Here is a 21,073-nt window from a genome sequence, read left to right on the forward strand (position 1 = left end):
AAGGATTAAAAGTCCAAAGTCAAATAATAGTCTTATAGTGCCAATATCCATACCGTCAAATATTAGTACTAATTTCCCTGAAGCATTTCTATTTTAAAATAAATTGCTTCTGCATTTTTTTTATTACTTTCTACATGGTTATTATTAGATAACCGATGCGATTGACTATTTAGTTTTTCATATTTACTCTGTAGTATTCCTACTGCTGATTTTTGTTTAAATAATCCAAACATAGTCCTGTAGTTTTACTCCGTTGGAAGTCCTTTTAAACGTTTTTCTATTTTACGTTTTTTTGCAGTAAGACGTTTCATAAGATCCATTATCTCAGGGTCTTTAGATTCTTTAAAAATCTCATTTAGACTTAAGATTAGTGATTTGGCTTCTCTTGAAGCTTCTACTCTATCACTTGTACTCATATTACTCATCGTTCTGCTTTCGAATTCCAGAGCTTTCTCGATTAGTGTCATTTATATTTTTTTGCCAAAGCTACGTAATGTTTAAGAACTATAAAAAGGGTTTAAACAACATTAACTACTTTTAGCCCTGATTTTTACGATTTCTTGTAAAAAACATACAATTAATGCATTATTTGTTCTAAATCTTCTGAATTTGACAAAAAATAATAGTGTAAAATCTACTTAACTATATAAAACTACCATTCGTCGATACTAAAAATGCTTTTCGCCGAAATAGATAACAATAAGGTTTTTAAAAGTAACATCTTTATCACATCCAAAACATTATGTGTAACTTAAATTAAAAACATGAGTCTAAATTTTTTATTAATCGAAGATGATGAAATAGAGCGCTTAAAATTTGCAAGAGTTTTGCAAAAAAATGGGTATACCCATAATCTCATAGAAAAAGAAAATGGTGAAGAAGCTTTAAAATTTCTAGAGAGTAAAGAGCAATTACCTGATATAATTTTTTTAGATTTGAATATGCCGAAAATGAACGGCCTGGAATTCTTAAAACTTTTGAAATCCAATTCATCGTTAAAATATACCCCTGTAGTCATACTCAGTACATCTAATAATCATAACGATTTAAAAGAAAGTTATGAAATTGGAATCGCTGGCTATATCGTAAAACCTCTAAAATACGACGACTATGCACACAAAATAAAGTGTCTTGTTGAGTATTGGAGTGTGAATGAATTTATTAAGACTTAAATTAATATAGATGAAGGGAATTGTATTTACAGAATTTTTAGAACTGGTTGAAGATAAGTTTGGTCTAGCTGTAGTAGATAAAATTGTAGAAGAATCTGCACTTGCCTCCGGAGGTATATATACAGCCGTAGGGACTTATGATTTCTCAGAGATGCTTAGCCTACTCACACATTTAAGTGCACATACTAAAATAAGTATCGACGATCTCTTACTTACCTATGCTGAACATTTTTTTGGAGTACTTGCCAGCAGTTATCCCGGATTAATTGATAAGTACGAAGATCCTATCGAGCTACTTTCATCTATCGAAAATCATATTCATATAGAAGTCAGAAAAATATATCCCGATGCAGAACTACCTACTTTCGAAATTCTAGAAAAAACTTCGACATCATTGGTTATGATCTATACATCCAGCAGAGCTATGTACAATTTTGGTTTGGGATTAATGAATATGACATTTGCCCATTACAATAGCACTGCAACTATCCTATTAGAAAAAATAAAAGAAGACGGCACAGAAGTTAAATTTAGTATCACTAAAAATTAATGAGTGAAGAATTAGACATACTAAAAAGAGCCCTAAAAAGAGAAAAAGCCGCAAGAAAACAAGCAGAACAAATTCTTGAAGGAAAATCCAGAGAGCTCTATGATCTTACTCAAGAACTTAAACAGCTTAATGAGCAGTTAGAGGATGGATTAACTAAAAAAACATCAGAACTTCAAGGTGTTTTTGACAATCTTGTAGACGCTTATGTTCTTATGGATATTTCTGGAAATGTTGTCAAAATGAATAATTCTGCCAAAAATTTATTTGGCTATGATATTGATCAAGAAAAGCTAAACATAGTCACTTTGATTTATAAAGAAGACTATCAATATGCCATGACTTCGTTTCAGGAATTAGTAACAAAAGGTTCTTTTTCTGACTATCAAGCAAGAGTATACACCAAAGACAAGGGTGTAAGAACAGTACATATCAATGCAAGTCTTATTCGTAACAAAAATAATCAACCTGTTGCTGCACAAGGTATTGTTAGAGATATTACTTATGAATTAGAACAAAACAGAGTTTTTGATGAGCAAAAAAAACAACTATCCGTAATTGTTGAGAACTCATCTTTAGGCATTGCATTAACCCAATTCGGAAAAATATTACAAACTAATAAAGCTTTTCAAAATTTCTTGGGTTACACCAAAGAAGAGTTAATTCAAAAAGAAGTAAAAGACATATCTTTAAAAGAAGAGTACGCCTTGTCTTCTGAAAACATGGAAAAGATGAATAATGGAAAAATTGATCATTTTTCAGTTAATAAAAGATATGTAAGAAGCGATGGATCTAATGTCTGGGCAAAAACAAATGTCGCAGCAGTTAGAAATCCAGATAAAACTATAAAATATCAAGTTGCATTAATAGAAGATATTACTGATCAATTAGAATCAGAAAAACAGAGAGATTTACTAGTGAAAAATCTAGAAAAAATGAATCTAGAACTAAGCGAATATGCTCATGTAGTATCTCATGATTTAAAATCTCCTCTAAGAAGCATTTATGCACTTGTAAATTGGATAAAAGAAGACTACAGTAGTGCTTTTGATAAAACTGGTCTTGGCCACCTATCTATGATAGAAAGGACACTAGAGAAAATGGAAACTCTTATCAATGATATCTTAAGCTATTCTAGAGCCGGTAATAAAGAAAACCTTGAAAGCCAACAAATAGATCTTAATACACTGATCTCTGATATCAAAAACGTTGTATTAATACCCGATAATACAGAGGTATATTGTAAACAAAAATTACCCGTGATTAATGGGGATAAAACCAGAATTCAACAAGTTTTTCAAAACCTAATTGGTAATGCCGTTATGTATATGGATAAGGAAAAAGGTCAAATAGAAATTGATTATTCTGATCAAAATACTCATTACCAATTCAAAATTAAAGATAACGGCCCCGGGATAAAAGAACAATATCATACCAAAATATTTAAAATGTTCGAATCCGTTGGCAATCACAAAAACTCTACAGGTATCGGATTAGCAATTGTAAAGAAAATAGTAGAGCTCTATGAAGGAAAAATATGGTTAGAAAGTAGCCCAGAAAAAGGAACAACATTTTATTTTACTCTAAAAAAATAGATGATATGAGATTTCAACAATTTGAAAAGAAAAAAAATCAAAATTGGACTAAAAGAGTTAGCACCGAGACACCTCTAAAAAAGCCTTTAGTTCTGGTTTTTGGTAATCGATATGCGCTAGAGGATGAAAATATTTATGAAGAAGTAAAACAGTTGTTTCCTGATGGAGAAATCGTTTTTGGATCTACAGCAGGTGAAATTATTGGAGATAAAGTACTTGAAGACTCTATTACCCTAACAGCGATTGAATTTAAAAAAAGCAAGTACGCTATATTTAGAGAAAATAGCATTGATAATAGTAAAGATGCTGTTGCCCTGGGAGAAAAACTTATTCAAAAAGTTCCAAAAGAAGGGCTGAAACATGTATTTATTGTCTCAGAAGGCAGTTTTGTAAATGGATCAGCGCTAATTCAGGGATTAGAAACCGAGATTGATAATGCAGCCATAACTGGTGGTTTGTGCGGTGATGATTCAAGGTTTGAAAAAACCATTTCTGCATATAATGAAAATCCCAAAGAAGGAGAGGTCATATTGATTGCTTTTTATGGTGATTCTCTTGAAATAAGTTTTGCGCAATACGGCGGTTGGACTCCTTTTGGACCAGAACGTATCATTACAAAATCAGATAATAATATATTGTATGAATTGGATAACCTGCCCGCACTGGATTTATATAAAAAATATTTAGGAGAAAAGGCTTCAGAACTCCCGCAATCGGCTTTATTATATCCACTTAGTGTTAAATCGAAAGATAAAAAAGAATCTATAGTACGAACCATTTTAACAATCGACGAGGAAACTAATGCCATGATTCTTGCAGGAGATGTTCCTGAAGGGTCAACTGTACAATTAATGATGGCCAACATTGATCATATCGTAGATGGTGCATTACAAGCAGCAGAACTAGGCATGAAAAATCGAACAAATAAACCAGAATTAGCTATTTTGATAAGTTGTATTGGTAGAAAATTAGTAATGGATCAACGAGTAGAAGAAGAGATTGAAGAAGTTATAGAATCTATTGGACAACAAACTATTGTAAGCGGTTTTTATTCTTATGGAGAATTAGCTCCTTTTGAGGGTAATATAAATTGCGAACTACATAATCAAACCATGACATTAACATTATTTAGTGAATAATATGCATTCGTTATTAGCTCGACAAATAAGGAAGTTCTTAGATCAAGATAGTAAATCCTCTGAAGAAATGAATACATTCTTCATGGCGATCAATAAATCTTATCAAAATTATGAAGATCAATTTAGCATGTTACAAAGAGCAATGTCTATTAGCTCTCAAGAATTATTTGATGCTAACCAGAGACTTCAGCAAGAGGCAGAACAACAAAAAAAGGTTATTGCCAGCTTAACCGATGCTACTAAAATGCTACAATCCATTACTTTCAAAAACGAAAAAGGTAATCAACAAGGAAAAGAACTAACAGGAATAGAACTTGCTAACTTAATTGAAAAACAAGCTTTTCAAATTTCTGAAATAGAAAGACAACGAGAAGTATTACTTAAAGACTTAGAAAAAAGTAATAGAGATTTAAATGATTATGCTCATGTAGTTTCTCATGACTTAAAATCGCCTTTAAGAACAATTAACACATTAATTAACTGGATAAAAGAAGATAACCAAGGTACACTTGAAACAGCTACAAAAGATAATCTAGATTTAATTGATCAAAATATCGAAAAAATGGATAATCTTATTAATGGTATTCTAGAATATTCTATAGTAGACGATAAATCAAGAACATTAGAATATAATATTGACTTGAATGATCTTATTAAAGAGATTATTCATTTAACCCAAATCCCAGATCATATACATATTAGTGCTAAAAACACACTACCCGTCATTTATGCCGATCCATCTAGGATAAAACAACTGTTCCAGAACTTAATTACAAATGCTATTAAAGCTATGGATAAAGAAAGAGGAGAAATATATATTCTCTTTCAAGAAACAGATAACTTCTGGCAGTTTGCTGTTCAAGACAATGGAAAAGGAATTTCGAAAAAATATCACAATAAGATATTCGAAATTTTTCAAACACTAGACGATAAAAAGATATCCACAGGTATCGGATTATCTATTGTAAAAAAAATAGTAGAGTTTTATGATGGTAAAATATGGATCGAATCTAAAGAAGGAGTTGGTACTACTTTTAATTTTACACTAAAAAAAGAATAATTATGACAGAAGCCCCTAATCTAGCATACATTAAAGAACTTGCTTCAGGTTCAGAAGAGTTCGAAAACAAAATTATTACAATTTTAAAACGAGAGTTTTACGAAGAAAAAACGCAATTTAGTGATAATTATAGCTTAAAGGCATTTATCAAAGCATCAGAGAATGTGCATAAACTAAAACATAAAATAGGTATGCTGGGTTTTGACGATGGATATCAAACTACAGCTGATTTTGAAAATGGATTAAAGAAAAATAATCTCTCTCTATATCCAAAATTTATACTAATTTTAGATACCATAGAAGATTTTCTTAAGACATTATAAAAAAATAACCTATCATTTACCATTATGAATTGCATTATTATAGACGATGAAGAAACAGCTAGATTGATTATTCAACAACTTTGCTCACAGGTTGAGCAACTTAATGTTATTGAAGAGTTTCCGAATGCAATTCAAGCTATAAAGTTTTTAAATCAACATCATATTGATTTAATATTTTTAGATATTCATATGCCGGATTTTACAGGTTTTGATTTTATTCAAACCTTAAAGAATCCTCCAAAAATAATACTAACGACATCAGACAAAAACTTTGCGTTAGAGGCTTTTGAGTATGAATGCGTTGTAGATTATTTATTAAAACCAATTGCATTACCCAGGTTTCTAAAGGCCATTCAGAAAGCAGAAAGTACCAAAACTCCTGAAGTCAAAGACAAGACAGAAGATTCATCGTCTGGCATATCATCAGGAGAAAATGACCTCTATATCAATATCGATCGTCGACTTATAAAAATAGATATTCCAACTATTAATGTGATAGAAGCCAAAGGTGATTATATTTTAATTAAAACTCAGGAAAGTAATTATACCGTACATTCAACACTCAAGAAAATTGAAGAAAAACTTCCTGAAGATACGTTCTTAAAAATACACAGATCCTATGTGATTAATATCAAACGAATTATTGATATAGAGGACAATAGCGTTTTGATTGACAAGGATGTTATCCCAGTGAGCAGATCAAATCGTCCAGAATTAATGAAAAGATTAAACATGCTTTAATCGGCAATCTTTCATTACACTTTTTCTTAACCTTTAAATCTTCATTTTTAAAGAGAAGACCGTATTCAACCTAGGTTCTTATCTCTTTAAAAATGAGGTGAACTCATCTTTCATCACATATACATCACAACCAAATTCCCTAAAAACAAGCAAATTACAACACATTTCATTTGATCGAACCGTAATTGCATCTCGACGATCAAAGCCTTGTCACGATCGAAAATTTCAAATATTACAAATACTCCGGAGTATTTTTGAGTGTCAAAAAAAGTAAACACTTTATACCCCAAATATTATGAAACGTCTATGTCAACTTACACTAGTATTATTGCTATTTTTCTTTACTTCTTGCTATGTATCTGATGATTTTATAGAAACAGAAATCGAACAAGTTTTTATTGATAATCCAAAAAATGTAATGACAATTGATATAATTTATGTTTTACCTTCTGAAAACCAAAACGCTAATACTTATAGGGTAAATCCTGCTGATTACCTCAACAAACTTAATGGATCTTACTTTAACCGATACGATATTGGATTTAAATTAGGTGAAGTAAGAACTTTAATTAATGATGAGTTATACGATTTAACAGATAATGTAGGTTCAGAGACTTCTACTTTTTTTAAAGAAACGCAAGAATCTTTTAGAACTGACAGAATGAACATCTATATTATTAAACGTTCAAACACAATCGCAGTAGCAGGAATTGGAAAAAACAGAAGAGTTTTGATTACCGACGAATTTTTAAATAAATGTACAAGTGCACACGAAATTGGTCATGCGCTCGGCTTATATCATACCGAAGAGAAAGGAAATATAATGTGCAAAAATAAATCTACTCCAAGAAAAGAATTTACTACTCAACAATTAGAAATTATGATAAGAAATATTAATAGTAACACCATTTAAGAATAAGTGACTGTAATATTTGTAATACGTTTGTTATGGGTCTGTATAAGCTAGTACAGACCCTTTTTTTATTGAACTATTAGCTCAAACGCCTTAACAAGTAAATCCATATAAAGTCTTAATAAATCCATTCATCTACAATAACCTACCTATTAACGAATTACCTCTTTTAAAAGTAGAGGTATATCTTAAATTTACTTAACGGAAACCGAAAATCTATGTTGTTATGAAGAAAATAATTACCCTAATAACCATCTTAATTACCTTAAACCTTAGTGGTCAACAAAACTTTGTTGGATCTGAAGGTGATTTCTATCAAGTAATATCAGGAGTTTTAAAAGCATATGACCCTGTTACAGGTGGATATTCTGAAGGTTTACACACCTACTCTTCATACAACGCCGGAGGATACAATGGTGCCGATAATTACCTGTATGCCATTAAGAAAAGTGATAAACACCTACTTAGAATAGGGAAAGATATGATTGTGGATTTAGGCGCAGTGGTGCCATCAGGAACGACAGTTTTTGGAGGCGGTTATGCAGCAGATGTAGATGCAGAAGGTAACCTTTGGGTATATCAAAACAATACAAAAAATGCTTTTCATAAAATTACGAACTTAAAAGATTATGATGGATCTTCTTCTCCTGTATTTGAGGTTATCCCAACAGATGTTTCTTCTCCAAGTACCTGCGCAGATATTGCGTTTATAGATAACGCCATTTATGGAGGTAGTAGAGGTAAGTTATATAAATGGGACCTTTCTACTGGTACTCCTGTATTTTCAAGTAAAACAGTAACCAACTTACCTAAAAGTACATTTGGTGCCGCATACTCAGACGCAAATAAACGTTTATATTTATCAGATAATAATGGAGGTTTATATTTGATTAATGATTATAACAGTGCTACACCAACAGCTACTCTTCTTAATTTAACAGAAACTACAAATTCTAATGACGGTTTTAAATGCGCAGACAGTGCATCTCCCCTAGATCGAGATCAAGATGGTATATTAGATTCTATGGACGCCGATTGTGATGGTGATGGAATATTAAACATTGTAGAATGTAACGGTATCGATCCTTTTGGCGATGATGATGGCGATGACTTGTTTAACTACCTTGATAATGATTTTAGTGGTAATGGTGATAACGTTGTACAAGATGCTTTTGATAGAGATGGTGATGGTAATCCAGATTTCTTAGATATCGATTCTGATAACGATGGTATTTATGATATTGTTGAAGCTGGACAAGGAGATAAAGACACGAATAATGACGGAATTTGTAATGGTTTAGACACTGATTTTCAAGATACCGATTACGATGGTATTGCCGATGCATTTGATCAAGATCAAACAGGAAATGCCCTAGTGTTATTAGACACTGATAATGATGGCATATTTGATTGCTATGATACTGATTCTGATAATGACGGAATTGTTGATATTATTGAAGGGCAATTAAGTACGGCATACATAGGGTTATCTAATGTTGATGAAGATAATGATGGTTTAGATGATGCATTTGATCCTGATTATAACGGAACAACAAATGGAACCATAAATACTGATGGTACTGATAACTACGACCATTTAGATACTGATTCTGATAATGATGGTATTTCTGATACTATCGAAGCTTATGACAGTGATGGCGATGGCGTATCAGAAACTACAAATTCAGGAAATGATGCAGATCAGGATGGATTAGATGATAACTTTGATCAAAGAAAAACTAGTTTTGATCCTGAAAATGGAGGTCAAACTCCAGACAGTTTCCCTATGCCAGAAATATGTGATAGATATAACTATCTAGGTGATTTCTCATCAGACGGTACACCATTATACTTAGATGAACGAGAAACTATTTCTCAAGAAACTCTTGATTCAATAAATAATGCATTACCAGAAGGGTATCCTGTACCAGATTTTAATCCGCATTATATTTCATCAGGATATGATACCGATATAATAGTACAAGAACAAACCGATATTTGGGTAACTTTTGTAGGTGAAGGTGCTGGTTACAAAAATACACTTGGATTTTATACCTATGATGTTAATAATCCGTCACCAACAATGCCTGCTCCAGAAGATATCACTATTGTTTTTCCAAATGTATCTGCTGTTGGAAGTGGTGGAGGTTTACAAATTGGTGATAAAGTAAATATTGGTAGTTTCCCTGCAAATACTGGTATAGGATGGGTATTATTAGCAAATGCATGGTCTGATGGTTGTGTAGGAACAGGTAACTGGCAATTATACTCCAATCCAGATTACAACCCAGAAAGCGATGCTTCTTTACGATATCATAATGTTTTATTATCTGATCCAAATAATGAAAAAATTCTTTTAGGATTCGAGGATATTAGAAGAGATTATGCTTCTTGCGACCAAGATTTTAACGATGCCCTATTCTATATCACGGCAAATCCTTATAACGCAATCAAAACAGATAATTGCGCTAGTATTGATAGCGCTACAGATGTTACATCTGCTAACGATGGTGGTTTAGAAAGTAATGGAGATTTAGCTAGCTTAATTGCAAAACGAAACTTTAACAGAACAAAAACAAATTCAATATTTAATACTAAGAAATCACAAAAACGTTTTCAGCCTGGTAAGAAATCATACAAATCAGCAAATGGTATTGATTTAAGTGTATATTTTCCTAAAACAGGATTACTAGGAACAGAATCAACATATGTATCAAGTCCTGAAGATCTATTAGGAATAACCAATGCCGAAGCGGTATTCTCTGTTGATTATTATAACGGAGATGAAAGAGTAGCTGCTGCACTAGCTACTGCAACTAAAGGCAGTATTTACGATCACTCTAAAACAATTTGTGATCGATTAAACGGATCTAAATTATTAGACGTTCGTACAGTAAATATCAGAAATCAAACTATAGTAAGTACTAAAATTGAAAGAGCTACTGGCGAAATAGAGTATGCCTTGACATTTTCTATCAAGAAAACACAATTCGAAAACGAAATCTATAGCTTATGGAATATCGGTAACTATCCTGAAGGTGATTATTCAAATTTCCAAGTATGGGGAGGGTCTGTATCTCAAGTAGCAAACTTAGCAAATCATATTATTGATACGTTTACTGCAGATAAGCCACTAAGAAGCCATAAAGTAAATCATAGAGTACCTACTGTATTTGTACAACAAGGATCTTATGCTCATGGTAAATTAACATTAAACATCGTTAATAAATTTGGAGCAACCCAAATGAACTTTAATGGAAATATTAGAAAAACAGAACTTTCTGATGAAGAAAATATGATCAAAGAAATTGCCTTATCAGGTTCATATAATGAGCAAGTAACTATAGATGCAGGGTACTTATTTGATATCGGATTTTCTATCACAGCAGACGACGCAGCACAATCAGACGCTTTATACTTAGCTGATGGACCATGGGGAATAGATTTCCAAAAAGAAGGTGTAGTTATCGAAAGTTTTGAAGTACAAGAGCAAGATACTGAGCAAGAAGAAAACATGTATAGTATAGAACGTAATACTATAGTAGAAGGAGAAGTAAAAGAAACTTTAAACTTATTTAGAAATATATTAGCTGGTGAGCTTACATTAGATGTAACGCAATATGATGCAATACAGTTTGAAATGCAAAACAGTAAAGATGTTGAAGTTATTCTTGTCACAGAAGGTTTAACAGACTGGAACAACAGACTTAGATACAAAGTAATGGCTGGAGAAACAAAAACACATACGATCTCATTTTCTGATTTCACAAACGGTAACAAAGCTAATGATACTATCGGAAGAATTAAAAGCGTAGTGTTTTCGGTACAAGGCAATTACCAAAGCTTTGAACCATTCTATCTAGAAGTTTCTGACATGGCGTTCACAAAAGCTAATGTAACAGATGTAGAGACAGATGATGATGATGTTGAAGAAGACGATATAGAAGAAGATGATATCATCGCAGAAGTAGAAACGATAGACGAGGTTAAGAACTTTACCCTAAAAAATTATCCTAACCCTTTTAGCACTCAAACAACAATACAAGTGCCTGGAACACATAAAATGTTAAGCATTACAGTAATCGATCTTCTTGGCAGAACGGTAAGAAAAGAAATTACAAATGTAAATAACAACACAATTAATTTTGAAAGTAAAAACCTTATTCCTGGCATCTATTACTATATCCTAAGAGGTCAGAATAAAGAACAATATAAAGGTCGTTTTCTAATACAACAATAAAAAAAGTAAAGGTTGAGTTTCATGATTTGGGTAAATAGCGAGAACAAAACAACAATTTGTTCTCGCTATTTTTTATATTAATCTTTAGCATACTTCTTTTTAAAAGAAAGATCAACCTAAGTTGATACACTATATCTCCTACTATTTCTTTTTATCTAGTTCTAAGTAAAGCTGTTCTACTTTATCTCTAGCCCATTGGGTTTTTCTTAAAAACTTAAGACTAGACTTTATAGAAGGATCAATTTTAAAACAATTGATATTCACTTTTGCTGCTAACCCTTCCCAACCATAATGATTAAATAAAGTTTCAACGATATGCGCTAATTTGACCCCATGTAAAGGATTATTGGGTTGCTGTTTTTTAGTATTATTTTGTTTATCCATTACTAAGTTTACTCCAAAATTAAAATCATTTACTGCATTACTGAGTGACCTTTTCTTTTAATGCCATAATTCTATTATTAAAAATTGGTTTTTTTAGAAAGTACCATTTCAATTTAAATCCAAATTCTACAAATTCAAAACCAGCTGCAGTTGCAGAAGCAATATTACTATACTTACCGTATATATTAGCTATAAATCGATCTGAAAATCGATGCCCGAACTTTGCTTCAGCTCTAAAGGTTGAAGAACTGGGATCTTCTTCTACAAATTGCTGACCAAATGCAGCACTGGCATTGTAAAACCATTTTTTTTGTGCATCACTAACGATTTCAATAAATACTTCTCCCAGATTAAACTCTCCTGGACTAAAATATATTGCAGGTACCTGATTCTTAAATGTTATATATTGATAGTTAAGACCCGCCTTTAAAACGGGTTTGTTTAAAATAGAATAATATAATGATGTAAATAATAAATTTCTGGTATTGCTATCGGTTTGAGAAGTATAGATATATTGTGTATACCAACCCAAATTGAAATTAGTACCAAGATTGTAGTTTACTATATAGTTATTCATCACAATCTCTCTATTTAATAAATCAGCATTAAAGTTTTGTAACTCTCTCTTATATCCAAAATCTAAATTTTGAAGTCTAAACGGTTTGGTTTGCAACATAACTTCTGCAATCCATTGGGTATAATCGCTTGTAGAACCACTGGCACTTGTTATACCAACATCAGATTTTAAGGAGATCCCCCGACGAATATTGTATAAAAATCCCGCTTTAAAGTTATGAGAAGTTGCTTCGTTATTTATAACTGTATTCTTAGTAGTTCTATAATTGTATAAAAATGTCGTTTTAAATCTTGTTGAAAAAGGAATCTCTGCATTCACACCCAAACTCACTGCCTCATTATCACCATTATCAAAAGTAAATGTTGTTTTTTCTTCTATAAAAGGTGTGTGCGATTTTTTGAGCGTCTTTATTAATTTCTCTGCATCTGGTTGTTTAGGATAATAATTTAATGTCTTAAAGGCATATTCATACGATTTCATATCATCCCCCACTGCCCTATATGCATTTGCAATCCCCAAATTACCATCAAAAGCTCCCAAATTTTTATTCAAAATACTTTTATAACTATCCAGACTTGTCTTAAAATTACTCGTATACATACCACGGGTTGCCTTTAGACTTAGAATTCTTGGGTTATCTGGGTAATCCAGTGTTAATTGATCTGTAGCTTCTTTTGCAGATGTAAATTTTTTATTCCAAAGTAAGGCTTGGATATGTCGTTCTTGGGTTGCTAAATATAAATCTTTGTCACTTTTAAATTGCTCTACTTTTGATTTTGCTATTAGCGTTATATCAAGTGCTTTTTTTTCTTTTGATAACTTATGCGCAACCAAAGCTAAACCGTTTAATGAAACGATACTATCTTTTGGTGTTGTAGCTAATGCCTCGTATGTTTTCTTTGCATTTACCAGATCTTCTTGAACTAAATATATATTCGCTTTATTAAGCTGTGTATCCTTATCATTAGGGAAATCAACTAGGTTTTGGTCTAACAATGTAAGAGCTTTATCATACTTTTTATCTTGAGATAGAGCATTGGCGTATCCCAATCGAACGTATTTTCTAGATGTCAAAGCATTTGCGTTTCCAGATTGTAATGTTAGCGCTTTATTAACTACCTCTAGTGCCTTACTATATTTCTTTAAGTTTGAAAGCGTATTAGCATATCCCAAAACTGCAGGAAAACTAGTATCGTTCTCTTTAATAAGGGTTTCGTAGTATGACTCTGCGTTAGAAAACTGACTATTCCATAATAGTGATTCTGCATAATTTAATTTAACTTCAAAATTATCAGGATAGTCTGCTTTTAAAGCAGTAAAAATAGCAACTGCTTTTTCTGAGTCTCCAGATAAACCAACAGCTCTTCCGTAGCATAGTCTTGCTGTTTGATTTTCTGGATATGATTTTAAAATGTTTTCAAAGAAGTCTTTTGCTTCAATATATTTACCAGTTTCTAAATAGGTAAAACCTTCTTGCATTTCTTGAGCAAATACCGATGAAAATGACAACAAAAACAAAAGGATAAAAAAAAATGGTTTTAAGGACATGAATATGTATCTCGTTGATTGATATTGTTAAGTTAAGAATAACATCCAGAAGATTCATTAAAAACCGAATAAGTTTTACAAAAATCGTAACGCATTAGAAGTCAGTAGTAAAAGAATTTTAATCCATTTTAACATAAAATTAAAACTTTCACCTCCATTTAGGGGGAAAATACCCCCCTATTTTAACACTAAAACAGTAAAAAAATCATCTTTTTCTTTAACACTTGTAGGATTTATCTTTACATTTTAACTGAACAAATGTTAAAATTTCAATGAAAAATGCACGATTATCGACAAAATACACTGTTTTTGGTGTTAGCGTATTAAATTTGTGGTTTTACCGTAACCAACTTTCTCAAACACTTATTAGTTTTACATCAGATTGATCACTAGATATTTAGCATCAATTTAAGTTCGTCAAAATGTTAATATAGGCTTCAAAAATCCCCAGAAGAATGTTTAACATAATTTAAAAGAATACAGACTAAAAACAACAAGTCACTTTTAAAAATACTTCATTAAAAACGAAGTATCCCCAAAATAATAAAAACATGACGAAAATTACTGGTATTATTATCCCTTGTTACAACGAGTATTACAGATTAGAAAAAGAAAAATTTTTAACCTTCTTAGGTAACAACCCCTTATACCATTTATGCTTTGTAAATGATGGCAGTTCAGACAATACATTAGAGATGTTAAATGAACTTAAACAGATCAACCCTAAAAATATATCTGTACTTAATCTAGAAACTAATCAAGGTAAAGCTACTGCAGTACAAACAGGAGCCAATTATCTTGCCGAATTAGATTTTATAGAAAATATTGCATTTCTAGATGCAGATCTTTCTACATCTTTAGAAGAGATGGACAATCTAGTACAAAAACTAAATAACAATCCAAAACTAGCCATGGTTTTTGGATCTAGAAAAGCTGAAGAATCAAATAATATAGATAGAAATATAGTAAGAAAGTTTTTATCAAATTTTGTAGGGTTCTTTATTCGTTTTATTCTACAACTTCCTATTAAAGATACCCAATGCGGTGCAAAAGTATTCAGAAAAAGTATAATCGAGAATGTTTATAGCCAAAGGTTTATCAGCAGATGGTTATTTGATATCGAGATTTTTCTACGTCTTAAGAAACATATTGGTTTAAAAGACCTTTTAAATCATATTAGTGAAGAACCTCTTGATAGCTGGATCGAAGTAGACGGATCAAAAATAACATTAAAAGATTCATTTCTTATCCCGATTAATCTTTTAATTATCTGGTTTAGCTACTTAAAGGTAAATACACCTAGCAAAAACACAATAGCAGTAGGTCAACTTAAAGTAAACTATACTATGGTTAAATAATTACTTTCTTTTCTATACCCTTTACATTCAACATATTTTTTAATTATAAAATAACTGCTAGCACATTATAGCTCTAGCAGACAACAATAAAAACACTATGAAAAAAACCTTTACTCTATTGGTTATTCTTATAGCCAGCTCTATCTATGCTCAACAACCTTTTGATTGTAATGACGGTAAATTTTACCAAGTCATCTCTGGAGCTTTGCGATCGTATGATCCTATAACAGGTACATACTCAGATCCGTTGCACACCCATACTGCCTATAATGCAGGTGGATACAATCCTGTAGATAATTTTTTATACGCCATCAGAAACAGTGATAAGCACTTATTGCGTATCGGCTCAGATTTAATTGTAGATCTTGGTGCAGTAGCAAATAACGGAGGCGTAACATTTGGTGGTGGTTATGCTGCAGATGTCGACAGTGAGGGAAATCTGTGGGTTTTTCAGAACTCTCTTGATAAACGTTCTTTTCATAAAATTACAAACTTGCAAGATTATGACGGATCGTCTTCTCCTGTTTTTGAAATTATAGTATCTGATCAAGCATCACCAAGTACTTGTGCAGATATCGTATTTATAAATGGTAATTTATATGGTGGTAGTAGAGGTAACGTATACAAATGGGATCTTACTACGGCCACACCGGCATTTAGTGGTAAATCTGTAACAGATTTACCAAATCATACTTTTGGAGCCTCTTATACAGATACTAGCAATCGACTGTATGTATCTAGTAATAATGGTGGTTTATATCTAGTTAATGATTATGAATCGGCAACTCCATATGCCACATTACTAAATAATACAGAGGTTACCAACTCTAATGATGGCTTTAAATGTGCTATTGGGGTTTCTCCGATAGATGCTGATAAAGATGAAGTTCTAGATCCTTTTGATAAAGATACCGATGGTGACGGGATTCCTGATCTTGTAGAAGGCGGTGGAATAGATCCTTATGGTGATGATGACTCTGATGGAATTTTTAATTATTTAGATGCTGATTTTGGAAACACATGTAACAGTGGTGTGTCTCTTGCATTTGACACAGACCGAGACGGAGTACCCAATGTATTAGATCTTGATAGTGATAACGACGGTATATTTGATATTGTTGAAGCTGGTCTGGGAAGTTATGATACCAATGGTGATGGCTTTTTTAATTCTGAAGACGACAACTTCGTAGATTCTGACTTAGACGGTATTGCCGATATAGTAGATGTTGATCAAACTGGAGTTATATTCTATCCAGCAGATACCGATAATGATTTAATTTATGACCCTTACGATATCGATTCTGACCAAGATGGTATTACCGACCTTATCGAAGGACAGGTTAGTTTAAACTATATAGGGCTTTCGGGATCAGATCAAGATCGTGACGGTATGGATGACAATTTTGATCCGGATAACGGGGGTACACCTCAAGGGTATATCAATACAGATGGTACAGATAATCCAGATTTTTTAGATACAGATTCTAATAATGACGGGGTCTTAGATACCGTTGATGCATATGATACAACAGGTGATGGTATTGCAAATACAGTCCCATCTGGAAACGATTTTGATCAGGATGGTATGGATGACAATTTTGATTTAAAAGAAACTGTTTTTGACTCTGATAACGGAGATCAAAATCCTAGTAGCTTTCCTGTTGCTAGTATAGGTGAACGATATCAATATGTAAGTACGTTTAATGCCAATGGTACTCCAAATAATTTGGGCACAGACGAAACATTGTCTTCTGATTATCTTACACGTATAAACGACGCTTTACCAGAAGGAAGTTCTGTTCCTAATCTTAATCCTAATTTTATCTATGCAGGATATGATACCAATATTTCGATAGAAAATACCGCAGATATCTCGGTAACTTTTATAAGCGAAAACACTACTTACAAAAATGCACTAGGATACTATACATATGATCTTAATAACCCTTCTACAACCGTACCTAAACCAGAGGATATAACTCTTGTTTTTGCCAATGCTTCAGGAACAGGTAGTGATGGTGAATTAAATGCCGGAAATACGATGAATATAGGTAGTTTTCCTGCAAATACAGGTATAGGATGGGTATTACTAGTTGACGGTTGGAACAGTACATCTGTAGACGAAGGTTTATGGCAAGTATATACCAACCCTGAATATAACCCAGAATGTGATGAAACGTTAAGACCTCATAATATCCTTTTGGCAGATCCTGCAAATGAAACAATAATATTAGGTTTTGAAGATATAAGAAGAGATTACCCAGGAGCAGATCATGATTTTAATGATATTCTGTTTCACATTAGGGCTGATCAATACAGCTCGTTAAAAACGACAAACATTCCAGAGCTTACCGAAGAAGGTATAGTTACATCAGGAAATGATGGAGGATTAGAGAGTAATGGTGATTTGGCAAGTCTTATTGCCAAAAGAAATTTCTTAAGATCAAAAACTAATAAAGTTAATAATCAAAAGAAATTACAAAAACGCTTTATCCCTGGTAAAAAATCAAATAAATCAGGAAAGATTGATCTAAGTATTTATTTCTCTGATACTGGTGCTTCTGGTACAGAAACATCTTTTGTTTCTAGCCCTGATGACTTACTTGGTATTACAAATGCTACCTCTGTATTCTCTATTGATTATTACAATAAAGAACAACGTGTCGGAGCAGCATTAGCAATGGCTACAGAAGGGTCTGTTTATGACCATTCAAAAACCATTTGCGACAGGCTTAATGGTTCTGTTTTAGAAGATATTAGAACACTTACCATTAGAAACCATACACTAGTTAACACCAGAATAAGAAGAGTAACCGGTGAAGTTGAACAAGCTTTACATTTTTCGGTAAGAATAGATGAATATCAAAATGAGCTGTATAGTTTATGGAATATTGATCAATATCCAGCGGGAGATTACCTTAATTTCCAAATCTGGGGAGGGTCAATACCACAAGTGGCTACCATGGCTAATAACATTATTGATAAATTGATTGATCAAAAATCTCTGGGAAAAACCTTTATTCCTGATAATATTCCTCCTGTATTTGTACAAAAAGGATTTTATAAAGACGGAAAACTTGTCTTAGACATTGTAAATAAATCTGAAATAAGTCAATTTAACTTTAGAGGGAATAAAAGAATTACAGAACTATCTGAAGAAGAATTAATGATAAAAACTGTAGGTCTTTCGGGTGAATATAACGAAACGGTCACTATAGAAACAGGACACCTGTTTGATATTGGGTTTGCGATTACTGGTGAAGACCCTAATAAAGCAGATGCATTATACCTAGCAGATGGCCCATGGGGAATTGATTATCTAGAAGACGGCGCAACAGTAGCTAATTTTGAAATTGTTAAAAGTGAAAAAACTGAAGATCAAGAAGATCAATATACAGTAGAACGAGATATTAAAGTAAATGGTGAGCTTAAAGAAACTCTAAATGTATTTAGAAATATACTTGGAGGTGACTTGACTCTAGATGTCTCTAATTATGAAGCTCTAGCATTTGAATTATTTAGTGATAAAGATGTAGAAGTAATTTTAGTAACTAAAGATCTGGTAGATTGGAACCAAAGACTTAGATATACTATAAAAGCCAATGATAAAAAACAGCTGTATACAATTCCCTTTTCAGATTTCTCGAGTAAAACAAAACAAAACAGAGTTATGGATAATCTAAGAAGTGTGGTATTCTCTATCCAAGGAGATTATAAAAACAATACCACTTTTACTTTAGATATTTCGAAACTTGCCTTTACAATGGTAGAAGAAACAAATGGAAACATAATTGTAGATAATGATACTACTACGATAACTAATTCTCCTAACCCATTTAGGTCACAAACCACTATAAAAATGCCAACCGATAATCAAAAAATTACAATTTCTGTAATTGATATGTTGGGTAGAATAGTACAAAAAGAAGAATTAGGAGGTATAGGAACACCTACACAAATCTTTACTTTTACTGCTAAGAATTTACAGCAAGGTGTATATAAATATATTATTAGAGGAGATGACTTTAAGAAGAGATATGAAGGAAGTTTTCTAATAAAATAGAAATCTAACAAAACAACTATATCTTATTTAAATAAGGTATAGTTGTTTTAAAAAAGGTCTTATCTTTAGAGATATAACGACCAAAACTTTAAAACAAAACAACATATAATAATGGCCATTCATATTTCTGTATTAAAGAAATTAAATGCTGAACAGAAGTTCATGGCCAGCGTAATTATAGTTAACGGAGGAAATTATCTTTACAATTTACTTTTAGGAAGAATTCTGGGACCCGAAGAATTTGCAGATGCAGCATTATTGATTACATTTCTTTTAGTACTCTCTTTTGTTGCCATGACATTTCAGTTATCCACTGCAAAATTTTCTGTCATTTTTGAAAACGAAATATTTAAAAGTTTTATCAATATCACTTATAAATATTCAACGATAACGGGTGTTATTCTAGGTATCTTAATGATTGTTTTTTCAAAACCATTGCAATCTCTTTTTAATGCGCAATCTTCATATATGTTTGTCATATTTGGGATTGGTATACCCATTTATTTTATTATGAGTGTTAATAGGGGGATTTATCAAGGAAGTAAAAAATTTGATAGTCTAGCAATTACTTATCAAAGTGAAATGATAAGTAGATTAGCTATTACACTAGTTTTAATATATACTATTGGTCTACAGTCTTCAATTTTAGTTGCAATAGGTATTGCCGCTTCTTTCTTTTTTGGACTAATACCATTTCGTACAAAAGATATAGAAATTACAACAAAACATAGTCTCCCTAAAGCAGAGTCTAAGTATATCACTAAGTTCTTTATTTTAACAGCATTCTATGAACTCACTCAAATTATAATTAACAACAGTGACATTTTAATGGTTAAACATTATTTTGAAACTTATGAAGCGGGTTTATATGCATCATTGGCACTAATTGGCAGAGTAGTATATTTTGTAGCATGGATGTTTGTGATGTTACTGCTACCTAAGGTTGTTGAAAAGCAAAAAGATGGAGAAGCCCATGCGCCTATCTTATTTAAATATGTATTCTACATTACTCTATTATCGGCAACCATCGTTTTGGGCTGTTATTTATTTCCAGAATTAGTAATCCAGATGATGTTTGGTTCAGAATATATCAGCATTGCGCCATTACTATGGAAATATGCTATTGCTACCTCTCTTTTTGCTATATCTAATATTTTTGCTTATTATTTTTTGTCATTAGATCAATATATACCAGTTGTACTATCAGCCTTATTAGGTATATCACAAGTAGCACTCATCGTCTTTTTTCACAACACATTATCAGAAGTTGTTATTATGCAAATAGTAGCAATGGCTATTCTTCTCACATTTCAGTTATTCTTTTTTATCGGTTACCTAAAGCTATCTAAAAAAGCTTAACGTACCGGTAGACCCATTCGTCGAAAGAGATTAGCATCTCAACATAATTCGTGT

Annotated in this window: 16 protein-coding genes; 12 read left to right on the forward strand and 4 right to left on the reverse strand. The window is 32.1% G+C overall.

The features are described 5' to 3' along the window. Nucleotides 1-68: 68 nt before the first annotated feature. Both AWE51_RS26310 and AWE51_RS00650 read right to left on the reverse strand, forming a co-directional pair. Nucleotides 69-233, reverse strand: a complete 165-nt coding sequence (locus AWE51_RS26310) for a Lacal_2735 family protein (protein WP_118505497.1) — start codon at nucleotides 231-233, stop codon at nucleotides 69-71. Nucleotides 234-245: 12 nt separating this feature from the next. Continuing rightward, nucleotides 246-467, reverse strand: coding sequence for a hypothetical protein (locus AWE51_RS00650; RefSeq protein WP_066308046.1), 222 nt, complete (start codon nucleotides 465-467; stop codon nucleotides 246-248). A gap of 297 nt (nucleotides 468-764) precedes the next feature. Between AWE51_RS00650 and AWE51_RS00655 the strand changes: the two genes are divergently transcribed. From AWE51_RS00655 to AWE51_RS00695, 9 genes are all read left to right on the forward strand, one after another. Continuing rightward, entirely contained in the window at nucleotides 765-1,172 is a 408-nt protein-coding gene (locus AWE51_RS00655; protein WP_066308048.1) for a response regulator, read from the forward strand. Between the two features lie 10 nt (nucleotides 1,173-1,182). Beyond that, on the forward strand, nucleotides 1,183-1,722 hold the full coding sequence (locus AWE51_RS00660) for a heme NO-binding domain-containing protein (RefSeq protein WP_066308050.1): 540 nt from the start codon (nucleotides 1,183-1,185) through the stop codon (nucleotides 1,720-1,722). Continuing rightward, a complete protein-coding gene (locus AWE51_RS00665) occupies nucleotides 1,722-3,314 on the forward strand; it encodes a PAS domain-containing sensor histidine kinase (protein ID WP_066308055.1) in 1,593 nt (530 codons plus the stop codon). Before AWE51_RS00660 ends, AWE51_RS00665 begins: the two co-directional genes overlap by 1 nt. Nucleotides 3,315-3,319: 5 nt before the next feature. Next, a complete protein-coding gene (locus AWE51_RS00670; RefSeq protein WP_066308059.1) occupies nucleotides 3,320-4,453 on the forward strand; it encodes an FIST signal transduction protein in 1,134 nt (377 codons plus the stop codon). A gap of 67 nt (nucleotides 4,454-4,520) precedes the next feature. Then, nucleotides 4,521-5,513, forward strand: coding sequence for a sensor histidine kinase (locus tag AWE51_RS00675; RefSeq protein ID WP_232517315.1), 993 nt, complete (start codon nucleotides 4,521-4,523; stop codon nucleotides 5,511-5,513). A gap of 2 nt (nucleotides 5,514-5,515) precedes the next feature. Continuing rightward, nucleotides 5,516-5,836 carry an Hpt domain-containing protein gene (locus AWE51_RS00680; protein WP_066308065.1) on the forward strand — a complete coding sequence of 107 codons (321 nt, stop codon included), beginning with the start codon at nucleotides 5,516-5,518 and terminating at the stop codon, nucleotides 5,834-5,836. 24 nt (nucleotides 5,837-5,860) lie between these two features. Further along, complete coding sequence (locus tag AWE51_RS00685; RefSeq protein WP_066308069.1) at nucleotides 5,861-6,577, forward strand: LytR/AlgR family response regulator transcription factor; 717 nt, start codon at nucleotides 5,861-5,863, stop codon at nucleotides 6,575-6,577. 295 nt (nucleotides 6,578-6,872) lie between these two features. Then, the gene (locus AWE51_RS00690) at nucleotides 6,873-7,490 is read left to right on the forward strand and encodes a matrixin family metalloprotease (protein WP_066308071.1); all 618 of its coding nucleotides are present in this window, start codon (nucleotides 6,873-6,875) and stop codon (nucleotides 7,488-7,490) included. A gap of 226 nt (nucleotides 7,491-7,716) precedes the next feature. Continuing rightward, a complete protein-coding gene (locus tag AWE51_RS00695; protein ID WP_066308073.1) occupies nucleotides 7,717-11,730 on the forward strand; it encodes a DUF6923 family protein in 4,014 nt (1,337 codons plus the stop codon). A gap of 141 nt (nucleotides 11,731-11,871) precedes the next feature. Here AWE51_RS00695 and AWE51_RS00700 read toward each other — a convergent pair whose 3' ends face one another. Both AWE51_RS00700 and AWE51_RS00705 read right to left on the reverse strand, forming a co-directional pair. Next, nucleotides 11,872-12,114, reverse strand: coding sequence for a VF530 family protein (locus AWE51_RS00700; RefSeq protein ID WP_066308077.1), 243 nt, complete (start codon nucleotides 12,112-12,114; stop codon nucleotides 11,872-11,874). 37 nt (nucleotides 12,115-12,151) lie between these two features. Next, nucleotides 12,152-14,239 carry a tetratricopeptide repeat protein gene (locus AWE51_RS00705; RefSeq protein ID WP_066308079.1) on the reverse strand — a complete coding sequence of 696 codons (2,088 nt, stop codon included), beginning with the start codon at nucleotides 14,237-14,239 and terminating at the stop codon, nucleotides 12,152-12,154. A 551-nt stretch (nucleotides 14,240-14,790) separates the two neighbouring features. On the opposite strand from AWE51_RS00705, the gene AWE51_RS00710 reads away from it, so the two are divergent. From AWE51_RS00710 to AWE51_RS00720, 3 genes are all read left to right on the forward strand, one after another. Beyond that, nucleotides 14,791-15,597 carry a glycosyltransferase gene (locus AWE51_RS00710; RefSeq protein WP_066308083.1) on the forward strand — a complete coding sequence of 269 codons (807 nt, stop codon included), beginning with the start codon at nucleotides 14,791-14,793 and terminating at the stop codon, nucleotides 15,595-15,597. A 97-nt stretch (nucleotides 15,598-15,694) separates the two neighbouring features. Next, a complete protein-coding gene (locus AWE51_RS00715) occupies nucleotides 15,695-19,660 on the forward strand; it encodes a DUF6923 family protein (RefSeq protein ID WP_066308086.1) in 3,966 nt (1,321 codons plus the stop codon). Between the two features lie 111 nt (nucleotides 19,661-19,771). Continuing rightward, entirely contained in the window at nucleotides 19,772-21,019 is a 1,248-nt protein-coding gene (locus AWE51_RS00720; RefSeq protein WP_066308089.1) for an oligosaccharide flippase family protein, read from the forward strand. The last annotated feature ends 54 nt before the right edge of the window (nucleotides 21,020-21,073 follow it).

The organism is Aquimarina aggregata, from assembly GCF_001632745.1.
Classification (GTDB): Bacteria; Bacteroidota; Bacteroidia; order Flavobacteriales; family Flavobacteriaceae; genus Aquimarina; species Aquimarina aggregata.

What these genes read in the sequence shown, in the direction of transcription:
- AWE51_RS26310 (WP_118505497.1), bottom strand. Translation starts at nt 233, where the DNA reads ATGTTTGGATTATTTAAACAAAAATCAGCAGTAGGAATACTACAGAGT.
- AWE51_RS00650 (WP_066308046.1), bottom strand. Translation starts at nt 467, where the DNA reads ATGACACTAATCGAGAAAGCTCTGGAATTCGAAAGCAGAACGATGAGT.
- AWE51_RS00655 (WP_066308048.1), top strand. Translation starts at nt 765, where the DNA reads ATGAGTCTAAATTTTTTATTAATCGAAGATGATGAAATAGAGCGCTTA.
- AWE51_RS00660 (WP_066308050.1), top strand. Translation starts at nt 1,183, where the DNA reads ATGAAGGGAATTGTATTTACAGAATTTTTAGAACTGGTTGAAGATAAG.
- AWE51_RS00665 (WP_066308055.1), top strand. Translation starts at nt 1,722, where the DNA reads ATGAGTGAAGAATTAGACATACTAAAAAGAGCCCTAAAAAGAGAAAAA.
- AWE51_RS00670 (WP_066308059.1), top strand. Translation starts at nt 3,320, where the DNA reads ATGAGATTTCAACAATTTGAAAAGAAAAAAAATCAAAATTGGACTAAA.
- AWE51_RS00675 (WP_232517315.1), top strand. Translation starts at nt 4,521, where the DNA reads ATGAATACATTCTTCATGGCGATCAATAAATCTTATCAAAATTATGAA.
- AWE51_RS00680 (WP_066308065.1), top strand. Translation starts at nt 5,516, where the DNA reads ATGACAGAAGCCCCTAATCTAGCATACATTAAAGAACTTGCTTCAGGT.
- AWE51_RS00685 (WP_066308069.1), top strand. Translation starts at nt 5,861, where the DNA reads ATGAATTGCATTATTATAGACGATGAAGAAACAGCTAGATTGATTATT.
- AWE51_RS00690 (WP_066308071.1), top strand. Translation starts at nt 6,873, where the DNA reads ATGAAACGTCTATGTCAACTTACACTAGTATTATTGCTATTTTTCTTT.
- AWE51_RS00695 (WP_066308073.1), top strand. Translation starts at nt 7,717, where the DNA reads ATGAAGAAAATAATTACCCTAATAACCATCTTAATTACCTTAAACCTT.
- AWE51_RS00700 (WP_066308077.1), bottom strand. Translation starts at nt 12,114, where the DNA reads ATGGATAAACAAAATAATACTAAAAAACAGCAACCCAATAATCCTTTA.
- AWE51_RS00705 (WP_066308079.1), bottom strand. Translation starts at nt 14,239, where the DNA reads ATGTCCTTAAAACCATTTTTTTTTATCCTTTTGTTTTTGTTGTCATTT.
- AWE51_RS00710 (WP_066308083.1), top strand. Translation starts at nt 14,791, where the DNA reads ATGACGAAAATTACTGGTATTATTATCCCTTGTTACAACGAGTATTAC.
- AWE51_RS00715 (WP_066308086.1), top strand. Translation starts at nt 15,695, where the DNA reads ATGAAAAAAACCTTTACTCTATTGGTTATTCTTATAGCCAGCTCTATC.
- AWE51_RS00720 (WP_066308089.1), top strand. Translation starts at nt 19,772, where the DNA reads ATGGCCATTCATATTTCTGTATTAAAGAAATTAAATGCTGAACAGAAG.